The sequence below is a fragment of the Rhodobacter capsulatus genome (assembly GCF_052363185.1).
GTDB classification, from domain to species: domain Bacteria; phylum Pseudomonadota; class Alphaproteobacteria; order Rhodobacterales; family Rhodobacteraceae; genus Rhodobacter; species Rhodobacter capsulatus_E.
In genome coordinates, this window is the sequence record NZ_CP198955.1 from 1,125,041 (window position 1) to 1,141,921 (window position 16,881).

14 protein-coding genes and 1 pseudogene are annotated in these 16,881 nt (G+C 67.9%); 10 read left to right on the forward strand and 5 right to left on the reverse strand.

Features of this window, described 5'->3' with window-relative positions:
* Positions 1-99: 99 nt before the first annotated feature.
* Positions 100-1,479, forward strand: a complete 1,380-nt coding sequence (locus tag ACTTAG_RS05670) for an L-serine ammonia-lyase (protein ID WP_444464559.1) — start codon at positions 100-102, stop codon at positions 1,477-1,479.
* 204 nt (positions 1,480-1,683) lie between these two features.
* Here the strand turns inward: ACTTAG_RS05670 and purD are convergent.
* Positions 1,684-2,947: pseudogene (gene purD, locus ACTTAG_RS05675) on the reverse strand (phosphoribosylamine--glycine ligase).
* 85 nt (positions 2,948-3,032) lie between these two features.
* Here purD and xseA point away from each other — a divergent pair.
* Entirely contained in the window at positions 3,033-4,496 is a 1,464-nt protein-coding gene (gene xseA, locus ACTTAG_RS05680; protein WP_444464560.1) for an exodeoxyribonuclease VII large subunit, read from the forward strand.
* A gap of 112 nt (positions 4,497-4,608) precedes the next feature.
* On the opposite strand, the gene ACTTAG_RS05685 is transcribed toward xseA, so the two are convergent.
* Together ACTTAG_RS05685 and ACTTAG_RS05690 are read right to left on the reverse strand one after the other, a co-directional pair.
* A complete protein-coding gene (locus tag ACTTAG_RS05685) occupies positions 4,609-5,019 on the reverse strand; it encodes a hypothetical protein (protein ID WP_444464561.1) in 411 nt (136 codons plus the stop codon).
* A 70-nt stretch (positions 5,020-5,089) separates the two neighbouring features.
* The gene (locus ACTTAG_RS05690; RefSeq protein WP_444464562.1) at positions 5,090-6,433 is read right to left on the reverse strand and encodes an alkane 1-monooxygenase; all 1,344 of its coding nucleotides are present in this window, start codon (positions 6,431-6,433) and stop codon (positions 5,090-5,092) included.
* Between the two features lie 352 nt (positions 6,434-6,785).
* Between ACTTAG_RS05690 and ftsY the strand changes: the two genes are divergently transcribed.
* The 3 genes from ftsY (at position 6,786) to ACTTAG_RS05705 (ending at position 9,555) form a co-directional block, all read left to right on the forward strand.
* Positions 6,786-8,261 (forward strand): signal recognition particle-docking protein FtsY, encoded by a 1,476-nt coding sequence (gene ftsY / locus ACTTAG_RS05695; RefSeq protein WP_444464563.1) that lies wholly within the window; start codon positions 6,786-6,788, stop codon positions 8,259-8,261.
* 285 nt (positions 8,262-8,546) lie between these two features.
* On the forward strand, positions 8,547-9,161 hold the full coding sequence (locus tag ACTTAG_RS05700; RefSeq protein WP_444464564.1) for an inner membrane-spanning protein YciB: 615 nt from the start codon (positions 8,547-8,549) through the stop codon (positions 9,159-9,161).
* A 145-nt stretch (positions 9,162-9,306) separates the two neighbouring features.
* Positions 9,307-9,555 carry a hypothetical protein gene (locus ACTTAG_RS05705; protein WP_444464565.1) on the forward strand — a complete coding sequence of 83 codons (249 nt, stop codon included), beginning with the start codon at positions 9,307-9,309 and terminating at the stop codon, positions 9,553-9,555.
* A gap of 4 nt (positions 9,556-9,559) precedes the next feature.
* On the opposite strand, the gene rlmJ is transcribed toward ACTTAG_RS05705, so the two are convergent.
* Together rlmJ and ACTTAG_RS05715 are read right to left on the reverse strand one after the other, a co-directional pair.
* Positions 9,560-10,357: a 23S rRNA (adenine(2030)-N(6))-methyltransferase RlmJ gene (gene rlmJ, locus ACTTAG_RS05710; protein WP_444464566.1), complete on the reverse strand. Its 798-nt coding sequence runs from the start codon at positions 10,355-10,357 to the stop codon at positions 9,560-9,562.
* Between the two features lie 480 nt (positions 10,358-10,837).
* Positions 10,838-11,041 carry a DUF1127 domain-containing protein gene (locus tag ACTTAG_RS05715; protein WP_444464567.1) on the reverse strand — a complete coding sequence of 68 codons (204 nt, stop codon included), beginning with the start codon at positions 11,039-11,041 and terminating at the stop codon, positions 10,838-10,840.
* A 302-nt stretch (positions 11,042-11,343) separates the two neighbouring features.
* Between ACTTAG_RS05715 and ACTTAG_RS05720 the strand changes: the two genes are divergently transcribed.
* From ACTTAG_RS05720 to ACTTAG_RS05740, 5 genes are all read left to right on the forward strand, one after another.
* The gene (locus tag ACTTAG_RS05720; protein ID WP_444464568.1) at positions 11,344-12,408 is read left to right on the forward strand and encodes an Mrp/NBP35 family ATP-binding protein; all 1,065 of its coding nucleotides are present in this window, start codon (positions 11,344-11,346) and stop codon (positions 12,406-12,408) included.
* Positions 12,409-13,067: 659 nt separating this feature from the next.
* A complete protein-coding gene (gene mraZ / locus ACTTAG_RS05725; protein ID WP_444464569.1) occupies positions 13,068-13,655 on the forward strand; it encodes a division/cell wall cluster transcriptional repressor MraZ in 588 nt (195 codons plus the stop codon).
* A gap of 1 nt (position 13,656) precedes the next feature.
* Positions 13,657-14,673, forward strand: a complete 1,017-nt coding sequence (gene rsmH, locus ACTTAG_RS05730) for a 16S rRNA (cytosine(1402)-N(4))-methyltransferase RsmH (RefSeq protein ID WP_444464570.1) — start codon at positions 13,657-13,659, stop codon at positions 14,671-14,673.
* Positions 14,670-15,068, forward strand: a complete 399-nt coding sequence (gene ftsL, locus ACTTAG_RS05735; RefSeq protein ID WP_444464571.1) for a cell division protein FtsL — start codon at positions 14,670-14,672, stop codon at positions 15,066-15,068. The genes rsmH and ftsL overlap by 4 nt, the downstream gene beginning before the upstream one ends.
* On the forward strand, positions 15,065-16,864 hold the full coding sequence (locus ACTTAG_RS05740; protein WP_444464572.1) for a peptidoglycan D,D-transpeptidase FtsI family protein: 1,800 nt from the start codon (positions 15,065-15,067) through the stop codon (positions 16,862-16,864). Before ftsL ends, ACTTAG_RS05740 begins: the two co-directional genes overlap by 4 nt.
* The last annotated feature ends 17 nt before the right edge of the window (positions 16,865-16,881 follow it).

The following is a 16,881-nucleotide window of genomic DNA, read 5'->3' on the forward strand; positions in this document are numbered from 1 at the left end:
GCGGCCGGGGCGGCCGCACCGCTTGCGCGCGCGGATATGTCGCTTTCGCGCTGTCGTTTCCGGTCCGGGCAGGGCAGCATGGCGCAAAGGGAGGGCGCCATGTTCCTGAGTGTTTTCGACATCTTCAAGGTGGGGGTCGGCCCGTCCTCGTCGCATACGATGGGGCCGATGGTGGCGGGGGGGCGGTTTCTGGAGATGCTGCGGGCCTCGCCCTTTCATCCGCGCCATCTGCGGGTGCGGCTTTACGGCTCGCTCGCCTTCACCGGCAAGGGCCATGCGACCGACCGCGCGACGATCCTGGGTCTGGCCGGGTTCCTGCCCGAGAGCTACGAGGCCGAAAAGGCCGAGGCGGCGCTGGCGGCGAACCGCGAGACGCATCTGCTGACCCCGCCGGGGCTTGGCCCGCTGCAATTCGATCCCGATCACGATCTGATCTTCGATTACGGCCACCCTTTGCCCGGGCACGCGAACGGGATGGTGATCGAGGCCCGCGACGCCGAGGGCGACGTGATCCTGCGCGAGACCTTTTATTCGATCGGCGGCGGGTTTGTCCTGACCGAGGCGGAACATGCGGCGGTCGATGACAAGGCGCTGTCTGCGCCCTCGCCGGTGCCCTTTCCGTTCCGCAAGGCCGAGGAGATGCTGGCGATGGCCCATGCCTCGGGGCTGACGATCGCGCAGATGAAGCGCAGGAACGAACGGCGGTTCCGCTCGGACGCGGAGATCGAGGCGGGGCTGGCGCGGGTCTGGCAGGTGATGAACGATTGCCTGACGCGGGGACTTGAAACCGAGGGCGTGCTGCCGGGCGGGCTGCGGGTGAAGCGGCGCGCGAAGGCGATCCATGCGGCGCTGCTGGCCGAACGGGGGATGAACCTTGTGGCGCCGCATACGATCAACGACTGGATTTCCTGTTACGCGATGGCGGTGAACGAGGAAAACGCGGCCGGCGGGCAGGTGGTGACGGCGCCGACGAATGGCGCGGCCGGGGTGGTGCCCGCGGTGATCCGCTATTGGCTGGATCACGTGCCCGGAGCCTCAAGCAGCCGGGTCGGGGATTTCCTGCTGACCGCTGCGGCGATTGGCGGGATCATCAAGACCAATGCCTCGATTTCGGGCGCCGAATGCGGCTGTCAAGCCGAGGTGGGCTCGGCGGCAGCAATGGCGGCGGCGGGGCTGGCGGCGGTGCTGGGCGGCAGCCCCGAGCAGATCGAGAACGCGGCCGAGATTGCGCTGGAACATCACCTGGGCATGACCTGCGATCCGGTGAAGGGGCTGGTGCAGGTGCCCTGCATCGAACGGAACGGGTTGGGCGCGATCAAGGCGATTTCGGCGGCGAGCCTGGCGCTGCGCGGCGACGGCACCCATTTCGTGCCGCTCGATGCTGCGATCGAGACGATGCGGCAGACCGGCCGCGACATGCACGAGCATTACAAGGAAACGTCGCTTGGCGGTCTGGCGGTGAACGTGCCGAACTGCTGAGGGGGGGGGGCGCCCTCCTTGGGCGGGCAAGCCCGCCGCGCGTCGGGCGCTTCGGGGGCGCTGCCCCCGCCCGCAAGCGGGCTCCCCCGGGATATTTTCGCCAAGGTGAAAGGGAGCCCCGGGCCTGCTTTCACCTTGGTCCAAATATCCCGGGGGGTGAATTGGCCGAAGGCCAAGAGGGGGGCAGAGCCCCCCCGCTTCGCCTCAAAGCGCGCGCCAGCCGATGTCGCGGCGGCAGAAGCCCTCGGGCCAGTCGATCGCATCGACCATTTCGTAGGCGCGTTTTTGCGCCTCGGCCAGGGGTCGCGGCGCGGGCGGTGACGTTCAGCACGCGCCCGCCGGCGGCGAGGATCTTGCCATCCTGCGCCGTCGTCCCGGCATGGAAGACCATCTGCAAGGAGCTCTCGGGCAGGGCGTCAAGGCCCTTGATCTCGCTGCCTTTCACATAGGCGCCCGGATAGCCGTTCGCGGCGAGGACCACGGTCAGCGCGGTATCTTCGGCCCATTGCGCGGTGATCTGATCAAGCCGCCCCTCGGCGCAGGCCTGCAGCAGATCGAGCGCCTGACCACCAAGGCGCAGCATCAGCACCTGACATTCCGGATCGCCGAAGCGGACGTTGTATTCGACCAGCCGCGCCTGGCCGGTCTCGATCATCAGCCCGGCGTAAAGGACGCCCTGGAACGGCGTGCCGCGGCGGGCCATTTCCGCGACCGTCGGGCGGATGATCTCGGCCAGCACCTGCTCCTGGATCGCCGCCGTCAGCACCGGGGCTGGGGAATAGGCGCCCATGCCGCCTGTATTCGGGCCGGTGTCGCCGTCGCCCACCCGCTTGTGATCCTGTGCGGTGCCGATGGGCAGCACATTCACCCCGTCCGAGAGGAGGAAGAAGCTGGCTTCCTCGCCCGCCATGAATTCCTCGATCACCACCTCGGCGCCCGCCGCGCCAAAGGCGCCGCCGAAGATTTCGTGCAGGCCTGCCTCGGCCTCGGCCAGCGTCATCGCCACGATCACGCCCTTGCCCGCGGCCAGACCATCGGCCTTGACCACGATCGGCGCGCCTTGCGCCTGCACATAGGCCAGCGCGGCATCAAGCTCGGAAAACCGTGCCCAGGCGGCGGTGGGGGCGCCGCAGGCGTCACAGATTTCCTTGGTGAAGGCTTTCGAGGCTTCAAGCCGTGCCGCCGCCGCCGAGGGGCCGAAGGTCAGCACGCCCACCGCCCGCAGCGCATCGGCCACGCCCGCGGCCAAGGGCGCCTCGGGGCCGATGATGACGAAATCGACCGCGTTTTCCTCGACACAGGCCAGAACGGCGGCGGCGTCGCAGGGGTCGATCGCGGCCAGTTCCGCCAGCTGCCCGATGCCCGCATTGCCCGGCGCGACGATCAGCCGGTCGCATTTCGGGTTCTGTTTCACCGCCCAGGCCAGCGCATGTTCACGCCCGCCGCTGCCCAGAATGAGAATGTTCATGCCCGCGCTCCCGTTGGCTGGCGAATGGCCCTTGGCCTTGGCTTTCGCGCCTTCTAAGGTTTCGCGACAGATCAGGCAAGGCAACATGGATATCCTCGACGACGGCCCCGACCCTTCCGAAACCACCCCTTCGGGCAATATCCCGGACTTCACCGTCTCGGAAATCTCGGGCGCGGTGAAGCGGGTGATCGAGGGCGAATTCACCCGCGTGCGGGTGCGCGGTGAGGTGGGGCGGGTCAGCCGTCCCGGCTCGGGGCATCTTTACTTCGACCTCAAGGACCCGAATGCGGTGATTGCCGCGGTCAGCTGGAAGGGGCAGGTGGCGCGGATGCAGATCCGCCCCGAGGAGGGGATGGAGGTCATCGCCACCGGCAAGCTGACCACCTTTCCGGGGCAGTCGAAATATCAGCTGATCGTCGAGGATGTCGAACCCGCGGGGCCGGGGGCGCTGATGGCGATGCTGGAGGCCCGGCGCAAGGCGCTGGCGGCCGAGGGGCTTTTCGATCCCGCCCGCAAGAAGCCGATCCCGTATCTGCCCGGGGTGATCGGGGTGGTCACCTCGCCCTCGGGGGCGGTCATCCGCGACATCCTGCACCGGCTGCGCGACCGCTTTCCGCGCCGGGTGCTGATCTGGCCGGTGGCGGTGCAGGGCCAGGCCTGCGCGGCCGAGGTGGCCGCCGCGATCCGCGGCTTCAACGCTTTGGCGCCGGGGGGCAAGGTGCCGCGCCCCGATCTGATCATCGTCGCGCGCGGGGGCGGCTCGCTCGAAGACCTCTGGGGATTCAACGAGGAAGCGGTCGTGCGCGCGGCGGCGGAAAGCCGGATCCCGCTGATTTCCGCGGTGGGGCATGAAACCGATACGACGCTGATCGACTTTGCCGCCGACCGGCGCGCGCCCACGCCCACCGCTGCGGCGGAAATGGCGGTGCCGGTGCGCGCCGAACTGGCCACACGGCTGAGCGAGATGCAAGCCCGCATCGCCCGGGCGACGCAGCTGCGGCTGAGCACCCGGGCGCAGCGTCTGGCCGATCTGTCCCGCGCGCTCGGCCGCCCCGAGGCGATCACCCGGCCGCGCCGCCAGCGCTTCGATCTGGTGGCCGACCGGCTCTTGCCCGCGCTGCGCATGGTCGTCGTGCGCAAGCGCGCGGCCTTTGCGCCGCTTGAGGCGCGGATCTCGCCGCGGCTGTTGCAGACCTATCTGCGGGTCGAGCGCGACCGGCTGGCGGGGCTCTCCGACCGGCTTGGCCGCGCAGAGCAGGCCCGGCTGACGCGGGCGCAGGACCGGTTCGCGCGGCTCACCGCGATGCTGCAGACGCTTGGCTATCAGGAAACCCTGCGGCGCGGCTATGCGGTGGTGCGCGGCCCGGCCGATCAGGTGCTGACCACCGCTGCCGCGGCCGCGCCGCTCGCGCCCCTTGAAATCGAGTTTCAGGATGGCCGCCTGCGCGTCCTCCCCGCCGACGCGCCGCCGCCTGCGCCCGCCCCGAAACCGGCGCCCAAACCCCGCAAAGCCGCGAAAACCCCGCCCGATCAGGGCTCGCTGTTCTGAGGGGCCTTCCCGGGACGACCCGGCGCAAGGGCGTATTTGCACCAAGAAAAAGCCCATGTTTTTTCTTGGCTCAAATACGCCTCTTGCCAAGGCCGGGGCCGGGCGCGCGCTGTCAGACCCCGACCTCGGGGCCGGGGCAGTTGAGCGGGGCCGCGCTCGTCTTCAGCGAGACGAGGGGGGCGGCGTCGCGCTTGCCCTCGAACCAGGCGACGAGCGCCTCGCCCTGCAGATGGAAGGTCCAGCATTGCAGGCCCACATAGGCGTTGTGGTAATCGAAGCAGATCTGCTCGCCCTGCTGGAACCACTCGCCTTCCTCGCAATCGCCCTCGGCGAAGGCCCAGACGACCTTGCGGCCGGGGCGGTATTCCTCGATGCCGTAGGTGGTGTCCCCGGCCGAATAGGTGATCGTCTTGCCCTGGGTCAGCGCGTCGAACTGCGCGGCGGTGAGCGGCGGGCCGATGTCTTCGGCCGGCGCGGCCAGAGGGGCCAGCGCGAGGGCAAGCGAAACGAGAACTGGGCGCATCGGGGTCTCCCTTTGCGCCCAGCTTGCCGTATCGGGGCAGGCGTGGGAAGCCACGCCTGCGTGAGGTTTTTCAGGCGTCGGCCTTTTCCCGTTCCGCAGGCGCCGCGGGATCGGCGGCGGGGGCAAGGCTGACCTGCGGGGCAGGGGCCTCGGTCGCTCCGTTTTCGGTCTCTGCGTTATCGGTCGCGACCGGGGGCATGTCGCCCTCGGCCCCGGGGGCTGCGGCGGGCGGCGTGGCGGGTTTGGGCGGGGCATAGACGTTTTCGCCCTTGCGCACGGCCAGAACCCGATGGTCCATCAGCTTGGCGAATTGCGAGGGCACGAGCGCCAGCATCGCCATCACCGGCAGGCTGTGGGGCAGGATCGGACGGCCCTGCGCCTGCAGATCGCCCAGTTGCAGCGCCGGATAGGGGCGCGCGGGATGGGCGTGGTGATCGGAATGGCGCGGCGCGTTCAGCATCATCAGCGCCGAGCCGGTCTGGATCGCATCCCAGCTGTGCGCGGCCGAGACCGGCTCGTATTCGCCCGGCGCGGTTTCCTTGCGCACAAGGCCGTAGTGCTGCACGTAATCCGACAGCATCAGCTGCGCCTGCGTCAGCGCGCAGAGGAACAGGAAGCTGGCAAACCCGGCCGAACCAAAGAGCAGCCCGGCGCCGATCACGAACCACAGGCCCCCCAGCACATAGGTGGCATAGGGGTTGATGCGGTTGAGCCGTTCCTTGATCGTGGGCTTGCCCGGATTGGCCTTCACCCGCGCGTCGATGATCGCCTTTTCCTTGGCATAGCCTGCCTTGAACGATTCCGACCAGCTGCGCGAGGCGTAGTTCCAGTAGCTTTCGCCCAGCGTCGCCGTGGCCGGATCGGCGGGCGTCGCGACCGAGACATGGTGCACCAGCCGATGCGCCGAGACATGGTGGCCGTAAAGCAGCGAGATATAGACCCACTTGCCCAGATTGAACAATTTCCGGTCGGTGCGGTGGATCAGCTCATGCGCATTGGCATTCGACACCTGCCCGAACCAGAGCGCGGCGGCGATCATCAGGCCAAGCGTGCCCATGGTCGAGATGCCCGCAAAGCCCGCGAGCGAGGCGACGACGATCGGCAGCAGGACGAAATGGGTGACGGCCAGCGCCGAGGACAGCTTGTCGGCGGTGGGGAACTCCGCGCCCTCGGGGGCGTCGGGGGCGGGCTTGGGCGCGCGGCGGTCGAGCACGAAGATGCCGACCGTGATCCAGGCGATGGCAAGCCAGGAGAAGACGCCTCCGAACAGCGCGCCAAGGAAGATCAGCGGCACGGGGACGAAGGCGAAAAGGGCGAAAGTATCGACCCCGGGGGTTTCGCGACCGATCTTGCGCAGGTTGCGCAGGGCGGCCATGAATTTCGCAAAGGACAGTTCAGCGGGCTTTTCAGTCATGATGCGGTTTACTCCGGCATGAGATGGCTCCGACTTGAGCGCGCAATGTATCGAGCTTTGCGGAAACCGCAGGGCGACGACTTGCCGCAAGGCGGCTTTTTCGCCTGCGCCGGGGCGGGGGCGCGGCATTTTCCGGGGTTTTGCCCGGTTTTGCGCCGGTTTGACGGGCTTTTGCGTGGCGCCGCCGTGGCCCTCCGTGCCGGAAGGCGCGGACCCGGACCGGACAGCGGGGCGTCGCGGCGCCGGTTTCCGCCCCGGTCCCGGCGCGAGTCGGGCCGCTTTTGCCGGGTCCGGGCTTCTCCCTTTCCTCTTTCCGCCCGATCCGGTAGGGATTTGCAAAACGGAGGCTCCGATGTCGTTCTTCAACAAGCTGAAGTCCCGGCTGACCCGCTCGTCCTCGAAGATCGAGGAGGGGCTTGACGCGATCGTCGCCGAGGCGCCCGACACCACGCCCGAACCGGCACCGGCCCCCGCGCCGGAGGCGGTCGCAGAACAGGCGCCGGGTGTCGAGCCGGAGGCGGCCGTCGAGGCGGAGCCGGAAGCGGTCGTTGAGCCGGAGGTGGTTGTCGAGCCGGAGCCAGAGGCGGTTGTCGAGCCGGAGCCAGAGGCGGTTGTCGAGCCGGAGCCGGAGGCGGTTGTCGAACCGGAGCGGCAAGCCGCGCCGGAGGCGGACCCTGCGCCCTTGGCAGAGCCCGAACCGGAAGCCGAGATGGAACCCGAGCCCGAGCCCGAACCGGAACCGCTTCCTGAACCCGAACCGGAGCCGGAACCCGAACCGGAGCCGGAACTGCTTGCGGAACCGGAACCCGCGCCGGAACCGGAGCCCGAGCCCGCGAAACGGGGCTTTTTCGGTCGTCTGCTCGGCCGCTCCGGCGCCGAACCGGAGCCCGAACCGGAGCCCGAACCGGAACCGGAACCGGAACCCGAACCGACGCCGCCGCCGGTGCGGCAAGGCCTGCTTGGCCGCCTGGTCAGCCGTCCCGACGTGCCGCGCCGGGTGCTGGACGATGCGATGCTGGAAAGCATCGAGGATCTGCTGATCGCCGCCGACATGGGCGTGGATACGGCGCTGCGGGTCAGTGCGAACCTGGCCGAGGGGCGGATGGGGCGCAAGCTCTCGGTGCCCGAGCTGAAGGATCTGCTGGCCGCCGAAGTGGCGCGGATCATGGAGCCGGTGGCGCGGCCGATGCCGATCTATGCGCGCCGCCCGCAGGTGGTGCTGGTCGTCGGCGTGAATGGTTCAGGCAAGACGACGACGATCGGCAAGCTCGCCGCGCAGTTCCGCGCCGCCGGAAAGTCGGTGATCATCGCCGCGGGCGACACGTTCCGGGCGGCGGCGGTCGAGCAGCTGAAGGTCTGGGGGGACCGCGCCGGGGTGCCGGTGATGACCGCGCCCGAGGGGGCGGACCCGGCCTCGCTGGCCTATGACGCGCTGGTGCGGGCCAAGGCCGAGGGGGTGGATCTTCTGATGATCGACACCGCCGGGCGGCTGCAGAACCGCACCGACCTGATGGAGGAGCTGGCGAAGATCGTGCGGGTGATCCGCAAGCTGGACGAATCTGCGCCGCATAACACGCTTTTGGTGCTGGATGCGACGACCGGGCAGAATGCGCTGATGCAGGTCGAGGTGTTCCGCAAGATCTCGGACGTCTCGGGGCTGGTGATGACGAAGCTTGACGGCACGGCGAAGGGCGGCGTGCTTGTCGCCTTGGCCGACAAGTTCGGCCTGCCGATCCATGCGATCGGCCTTGGCGAGCAGATCGACGACCTTTCGCCCTTCGACCCCGAGGAATTCGCCGCCGCGCTGGTGGGGATCGAACAGGACTGAGGTTGGGGCGGGGGGGGGCGGTTGCGCCTTCGTTGGGCGGGCAAGCCCGCCGCGCCTCAGGCGCTTCGGGGGGCGCTGCCCCCCGCTTTGCGCTGCCGCGCAAACCCCCCGGCGTTTCGCCCAAGGAAAAGCAGGGCTGCGGCGCGAAGGACACAATCGCGTCAGGAATCCGTTCGCCCGGCAAAAACCCCCTGTCCTTGCGGCCCGGCTTGCCTATGTAACGGGCGCGGGTCACCCGATGGGAGAGGTGGGCCGGAGCGCGGACAGCCGCGAAGGGGGGATGGCATGACAGATCGCAGACCGGTGCCGCAGGGGCTGAAGCTGGCGCTTGATTTCGGGCCGCTGGTGGTGTTCTTCGCGGCCTTCTTCCTGCTGCGTGACCATCCTGTGACGCTTGGCGGGCAGACCTATGGCGGTTTCGTGCTGGCCACGGCGGTCTTCGTGCCGGTGCTGATCGCCTCGATGGCGGTGCTGTGGCGGCTTTCCGGGCATCTGGCGCCGATGCAGGTGGCGACGCTGGTGCTGGTCACCGTCTTCGGCGGGCTGTCGGTCTGGTTCAACGATCCGCGCTTTTTCAAGATGAAGCCGACGCTGATCTATCTGCTGTTCGCGGCGCTTCTGGGCTTTGGCCTGGTCCGCGGCAAGCCCTGGCTGCAGCTGGTGATGGATGGCGCGATCCCGATGCGGGCCGAGGGCTGGACCATCCTGACCCGGCGGCTGGTGGCGTTCTTCCTGTTTCTGGCGATCGCCAACGAGCTGATCTGGCGCAATTTCTCGGACGCGACCTGGGTCAATTTCAAGACTTTCGGGCTGACGATCCTGCTGATGGGCTTCTTCATCGCGCAAAGCCGTCTTTTCGCCCGCTTCGCCCCCGAGGAGGGCGGCAAGCCAGAAAGCTGAGCCCGAAAGCTGAGCCGGGCAAAATATCTGCAACTTTAGCTGGTCGGCGAATTGCCGCAATCCTGCCGTGTTTCGGCGGAAGTCTGTGCCCATCACGGCCGGATCGCCCGGTCGCGCTGACCATCCTCGGCAACAGGAGCCAGACATGTCCACCGTCGCAACCAATGCCCCCGAAACCTCCTCTGAAGTCGGCTTCCACCACGAGCCGCTGGCGCTTTTGCTGGTCGTGCTCTTCGGCCCGGTGGGGCTGCTTTACACCTCGGTCCGGGGCGGGGTGGCGCTGATCCTGGTCGCGCTGGTGGGGGCGATCTTCACCATGGGCTTTGCGCCGCTGGCGGTCTGGCCGGTCTGCATTCTCTGGGTGCTGATCGCCGGGATGATGCGCCGCTACTGAGCCCTCAAAGCTTGGCGAAGCGGCGCCCGATCCGCGCCGCTTCCTCGGCCAGGCCCCAGGGCGGGTTCAGCACGACCATGCCCGAACCCACCATCCCATGCCCCTCGCGCGCCGGGGGGAACCGCACCTCGGACAAAAGCGCCTCGGGGTGATCCGCCACCAGCGCGCGCACCATCGCGCGCTGCGCCGGGGCCACCGCCACATGGGGGGCGAGGATCGGATACCACAGCGCAATCACCCCCACGTTCCATTTCCGCGCCAACTGCCCCACAAGCTTCGGCACGGTCTCGTAATCCGATTTCACCTCCCACGACGGGTCGATCAGCAAGACCCCCCGGCGCGGCGTCGGCGGGCACATGGCCAAGGCCATCTGCAGCCCGTCCTTTTGGTGAAAGATCCCGCCATGCGCCGCCATCGCCGCCTTCAGCGCGGCGAATTCCTGCGGATGCAGCTCGCACAGCTGGAGCGAATCGACCGGCCGCAACAGCGTCGCCGCCAGAAGCGGCGAGCCCGGATAGGCCGCGCGGCCGTGTTCCTTGCGCACCGCCGCAAGCGCCCGGCTGTAGGGATGATCGGGGCCAAACCAGCGCTCCGCCTCGGCGCGCGCGATCCCCGCCGCCGCCTCGCCCGTTTTCGCCGCCTCGGCGCCATCGAGCGCATAAAGCCCGCGCCCGGCATGGGTTTCCATATAGGACAAGGGCTTGTCCTTGCGCGTCATGTAGTCAAGCAGCGCCGCCATCAGCGCATGTTTGTGCACATCGGCCAGATTCCCGGCGTGATAGGCATGTTGATAAGACAGCATCGCGTCCCCCTTTGCGCCTTCCTGACCCGGTCGGAAGCGGGGCGCAAGCGCTCTGCTTTCACCTTGGTCGAAATATCCCGGGGGGAATTGGCCGAAAGGCCAAGGGGGGCAGCGCCCCCGCCTTCCTCGCAAAAGAAAACGGCGGCGCTCAGGGAGGAGGAGAGAGCGCCGCCGCCATAACCTCGGCCCAGGGAGGAGGAGAGGGCCTTGGTGTATCCGGTGCCGCCCGGGAGGAGGTGGGCAGCACCACACCGCACCCCAGGGAGGAGGAGAGGGGGGCGGTATCCGGTCGAAGGAACGGCGGCCTCTGGGAGGAGGACGAGGCCGCCGCCTTCTATCGAAGCCCCAGGGAGGAGGAGAGGGGCTTGATCGGTGTCCGGCAGATGGGGCCGGTATGGGGTGGCGGCATCCTCAGGGAGGAGGAGAGAGGATGCCGCCGATCTCCGAGACCAAGGGAGGAGGAGAGGGTCTCCGGAAGTTTTATTTGCCGTAGGCCGCTTCCAGCGCGATGCGGGTCAGCATCGAGCGGTGCATTCCCAGATCGCTCAATTCGCGTTCCGACAGCGAGCGCAGTTCCGCCAGCGTCTGGCGATAGACCTTGCGCCGCGCCAGGGCCTCGCGGATCGAGGCCACAAGGCTGGAAAAACCGCTCTCGGTCGTCCGTATGTCGCTGACCAGTGCCATCGGTCGTCTACTTTCTTGGTGTCGTCTCGGGGTTTAGCGGGGGACCGTCCGGCTGTCGCTGTGGTGCACCGTCGCTGTTGGGGCTAACATGGCCCGAATGCTGCGGCTGCACAATGGCCCCCGCGGGCAATGCTGCCTTGCGGAAAATGCATAACGGATTCTGACCTGACTCCGCCTGAAAACTGGATCAATTCCACAGTCGGGCGCGCAAATATCGTGCAAATCTTGCGTGAGGGGGACCCGCCCCCTTGCAGCCCGCGGCAAATGCGCCACAGTCCCTGCCAAATCGACAGGAGAGACCCATGACCCTCACGAAGGAATCGGTGCTGGACGCGCTGCGGAAGACCTCGCTGCCGGGGGGCGGCGACGCGGTCGGGCGCAATCTGGTGCATGCGCTGGCCGTCGAATCGGGGGTAGTGCGCTTCGTCCTTGAAGGCGCGCCCGAGGCGGAGTTGCTGGCGATCCGGCCGGTTCTGGAAACGGCGATCCGGGCGCTGGACGGGGTGAAGAGCCTGTCGGTGGTGATCCCGGCCGGGCCGTCGAAGGCGCCGGGCGGCGGGGTGAAGATCGGCGGGCACGCGAAGCCGCAGGATGGCCCGCTGCCGGTGCCGGGCGTCGCGCATGTGATTGCGGTGGGCTCGGGCAAGGGGGGGGTGGGCAAATCCACCGTCGCCTCGAACCTCGCCGTGGCTTTGGCGCGGGCGGGCAAGCGGGTGGGGCTGCTTGACGCCGATCTTTACGGGCCGAGCCAGCCGCGGATGATGGGGGCGACGGAAAAGCCCGCCTCGCCCGATGGTCAGACGATCCTGCCCGTGCGCGCGCATGGGGTGGTGTTGATGTCGCTCGGGCTGATGCTGCGCGAGGACGAGGCGGTGATCTGGCGCGGTCCGATGCTGATGGGGGCGCTGCAGCAGCTGCTCGGTCAGGTGAAATGGGACCACTTCGGGCCCTTGGATGTGCTGGTGATCGACCTGCCGCCGGGCACCGGGGATATTCAGCTGAGCCTGTGTCAGAAGACGGTGCTGGATGGCGCGGTGATCGTCTCGACGCCGCAGGACATCGCGCTGCTGGATGCGAAGAAGGCGCTCGACATGTTTGCCAAGCTGAAGATGCCGGTGCTGGGGCTGATCGAGAACATGTCCACCTATGTCTGTCCGAACTGCGGCCACGAGGCGCATCTGTTCGGCCATGGCGGGGTGGAAAACGAGGCGGCGCGGCTGGGCCTGCCGTTCCTCGGATCGCTGCCGCTGGCGCTGGAGGTGCGCGAGGCGGGGGATGCGGGCCGTCCGGTGGCGCTGGGCACGGGCGCTGCGGCCGAGGCCTATGCGGCGATCGCGGCGAAGCTGATCGCGGACGGCGTGGCCTGATTTCGCCTCGGGCTGGTGCCCGAGGCGACCCGGGCGGGGGCTCTGCCCCGTCGTCCATTGGTTCTTGAACCAATGGCGCACCAATGGACGACCCCCGGGATATTTATGGCAAGATGAAAGGGCAGTCGCAGGGCTGCCCTTTGGCGTTCTGGGGTTTGGGGGCAGGGTGGGAAATCATGGGAGAGATTGGGTGGGCGGGTGCCGCCGCCCGAATCACTTGCCCGTGTTTGGTCGTGATCGGAGCGTTCCTGCCGCGCTTTGGTCGGGATTTCCCGGGTTTCGGCCGGTAGCGCGGGAATTTGCCCCACCGGACGGGATGGCAGATCTGTCACAGGGGTGTTGCCTACATGTTGTGGTTGATCTGGATCAAATCCGCTACAGCTTTGCGTTTGCCTCAAAAGTTATCCACAAGCTGTTGAGTTTTCATCCCTTTCGGAGCAACATGAAGGGAAGGGATTCCATCGTCTCCCAAAATTTCCCTTGAAATCCCATGTGGGACCATGGCATCACTGCTTCACGGAAGACGGGCAAGAGGCAGCAAGACCTCAACGGCGCAAAGACCGAAGTTTCATACAGGCACCCGCTTCACGAAAGAGAGATCCGGCGCGCGAGCGAGCAGACATCCCCCAGGTGGCGCGCGCAGACCGGACAGCCCAGAGATGGGACGAGGGCGGCGGATCGAGCAGTGGCAGCAGCTCGGTCCGCCGTTTTCCTTCAAGACCACCGCGGGGAAGGGGACAGGAGTTGCCGCCTTGGCGGGCATGTTCATCGGCGAATACACCTTCAAGGTGGACAGCAAGGGTCGCGTGTCGATCCCCGCGCTGTTTCGTCGTGAGCTCGAGGAGGGCGACCCCGAAGCCGCCGTGACGAAACGCCCCCGGCTGGTCATCGTCTACGGTGCCGACACCCAGAAAATGCTGCAGGTTCATTCCTTTGCGGGCTTCCAGAAGCTCGCTGCCGCGATCAACGCGCGCCCCTACAGCGACCCGAACCGCACCCTTCTGCAACGCTTCGTTCTGAACAAGGCGCATCCGACCGAGATCGACCCCGATGGCCGTCTGGTCCTGCCCGCGCAGCTGCGCGAACGCTTCCAGCTGACCGGCGACGCCTATTTCGCCGGCATGGGCGAGACCTTCGAGATCTGGAACCCCGAGACCTTCGCCGCCGTCGATCAGGCCCGGCTGGAAAAGCTGATGGCGACGATGGGGGCCGATTTCGACCCGCTCAGCCTGCTCAACGGGGAGTGAGATGCAGACATCTGACGCGCCCCACATCCCCGTTCTGCTGCGACCGCTCCTTCAGGCGGTCGCGCCTGTCTTGGGGACATGGCTCGATGGCACCTTTGGCGCCGGGGGCTATGCGCGCGGCCTGCTGGCGGCGGGGGCTGCCCGGGTGATCGGCATCGACCGCGATCCGCTGGCCTTCGAGATGGCGGCGCCCTGGCGGGGGGACTATGGCGACCGGCTGGTGCTGGTCGAGAACACCTTTTCCAATCTGGATGCCGTGGCCGCCGAGATCGCGCCCGAGGGGCTGGACGGCGTCGTCCTCGATCTCGGCGTCTCCTCGATGCAGCTCGATCAGGCCGAGCGCGGTTTTTCCTTTTTGCGCGACGGGCCGCTCGACATGCGGATGTCGCAATCGGGGCCCTCGGCCGCCGATCTGGTGAACACGGCCGACGAAGGGGCGCTGGCCGACATCCTCTATCATTACGGCGAGGAACGCGCCTCGCGCCGGATCGCCCGCGCCATCGTCGAGACCCGCAAGAGCGCGCCTTACGAGAGCACGAAGCAGCTGGTGGCGACGATCGAGCGCTGCCTGCCGCGGCCGAAACCGGGGCAAAGCCACCCCGCCACGCGCAGCTTTCAGGCGCTGCGCATCGCGGTGAATGACGAATTCGGCCAGCTGATCGCGGGGCTTGAAGCCGCCGAGCGGGCGCTGAAACCGGGGGGCAAGCTGGCGGTCGTGACCTTCCATTCGCTGGAAGACCGGGTGGTGAAGCGCTTCTTTCAGGCGCGCTCCGGCCGGGCGCCCGGGGGCTCGCGCCATGCGCCCGAGGCCGCGCCCGAGGCGGCGGCTTTCGATCTTGTGACCCGCAAGGGCGTAGGGCCCGACGACATCGAACTTGCACAGAACCCGCGGGCGCGCTCTGCTATCTTGCGGGTCGGCGCGCGCACCGATTCCCCCGCCGGCAAAGCCGATCGCACCAGCCTTGGCTTGCCGGCCCCGCTTTTCGAAACCGACCGCAGCCGGGGCCGTCCCAAATGAAGACCATCTCCTATATCCTTGTTTCCTTGTGTGTTCTTGGTCTTGCCTTCTGGGCCTATCACGTCAATTACGCCACCCAGGACCGCGAACAGGAACTGCGCGCGCTGAATGCCGAGATCGCCGATCTGCAGGAGGGGCTCAGCGTGCTGCGCGCCGAATGGGCCTATCTGAACCGCCCAGAGCGGCTGCGCGAGCTGGTGAACCTGAACTTCACCGCGCTGGGTCTGTTGCCGATGACCCCCGATCAGTTCGGCACCGCCGCCATGGTCGCCTATCCCGCGCCCGAGGGCACCGATCCGCTGGCGATTGATCAGGCCGTCGCGCAGGCGATCGAGGTTTCGGCCCCGCCCACCGATGATGAAAGCTCCCGGATTGTCGAGGAGGAGGCGCAATGAGCCCCCGCACGCCGCTGCGCCCGCTGGCGCGGATTCTGGATGCCCGCGCCCGCGGTGAAAACCCCGACCTGATCGAGCGCGACAATATCCGCGCCCGCGGCGAGGCCGGGCGCGAAGCCGCCCGCGCCCGCGTCGCCTGGCGCATCTGGTTGGTGTTCGGCATCTTCTGCGTCTGTTTTGGCGCCGTGGGTGTGCGGATGGGGACGCTCGCCGCCTCCACCCCCGAGGAACCGCAGCGCGCCGACACGGCCCCCGCGATCCTCGCGCAGCGCGCCGACATCACCGACCGCGAGGGCCGGGTGCTGGCGACGAACCTTGTCACCCATGCGCTTTACGCGCAGCCGCCGATGATGGTCGATCCGGTCGGCACGGCGAAGAAACTGGCGAAGATCTTCCCCGATCTCGATGCGAAACGGCTGGCCGCCGATTTCACCGGCACGCGCAAATTCGTCTGGATCAAGAAGAAGATCTCGCCCGAGCAGCTGCAGCAGGTGCATGACATCGGCGAGCCGGGCCTGCTTTTTGGCCCGCGCGAGATGCGGCTTTATCCGAACGGGCGGCTGGCGGCGCATGTGCTGGGCGGCGCGCGCTTTGGCAACGAGGGCGTGGACAGCGCCGAGATCATCGGCACGGCGGGGGTCGAAAAGGCCTTTGACGGCTGGCTGCGCGATCCGGCCAACAATGGCGCGCCGCTGAAGCTCTCGATCGACCTGACGGTGCAACAGGCGGTCGAGGAGATCCTGGCGGGCGGCATGAAGCTGATGAATGCCAAGGGCGCCACCGCGGTGCTGATGGATGTGCATTCGGGCGAGCTCGTCGCGCTGGCCTCCTTGCCCGATTTCGACCCGAACGACCGCCCGGCGCCGCTGGCCAAGGGCGATGCTTCGGACAGCCCGCTTTTCAACCGGGCGGTGCAGGGGGTCTATGAGCTGGGCTCGACCTTCAAGATCTTTGCCGTGGCGCAGGCGCTGGAACTGGGGCTGGTGAACCCGACGACGATGCTTGACACGAAATCGCCGATGGTCTGGGGCCGCTTCCGCATCCGCGATTTCCACAACTATGGCCCGGCGCTGTCGATCACCGATATCGTCGTCGAAAGCTCGAACGTCGGCACGGCGCGGATCGCGCTTCTGATCGGCGGGCAGCGGCAAAAGGCGTTTCTGGAAAGCCTCGGCTTTCTGGCGCCGACGCCGGTCGAGCTGTCCGAGGCGCCCTCGGGGCGGCCGCTCGTGCCCGCGAAATGGTCCGAGATCACCTCGATGACGGTGGGCTATGGCCATGGGCTGGCGGCCTCGCCGCTGCATCTGGCGGCGGCCTATGCGACGATCGCCAATGGCGGCACCAAGGTCAGCCCGACGCTGGTGCATGCCAGGACCCATGCGCCGGGGCCGCGGGTGATGTCGACCGAGGCGGCGCGCACCTCGCTGGCGATGATGCGCGCGGTGGTGACGCGCGGCACGGCGAGTTTCGCCAATGTGCCGGGCTATGAGGTCGCGGGCAAGACCGGCACCGCCGACAAGGTGAAGCCGGGCGGCGGCTATTACGACAACAAGGTGATTGCCACCTTTGCCTCGGCCTTTCCGGCGTCGGACCCGAAATATGTGCTGGTGCTGACGCTGGACGAGCCGTCGTCCTTTGCCGCGAACGAGACGCGGCGGACGGCGGGCTGGACCGCGGTGCCGGTCGCGGCCGAGGTGATCCGCCGCGTCGCGCCGATCCTGGGCCTGCGCCCGGCCGACAGCGTGCCGCAGGTGCTCGACGGGATCCAGCTGGTGAAGGCGGGCAAGAGCCACTGAGGGCGAAGCGGGGCGCT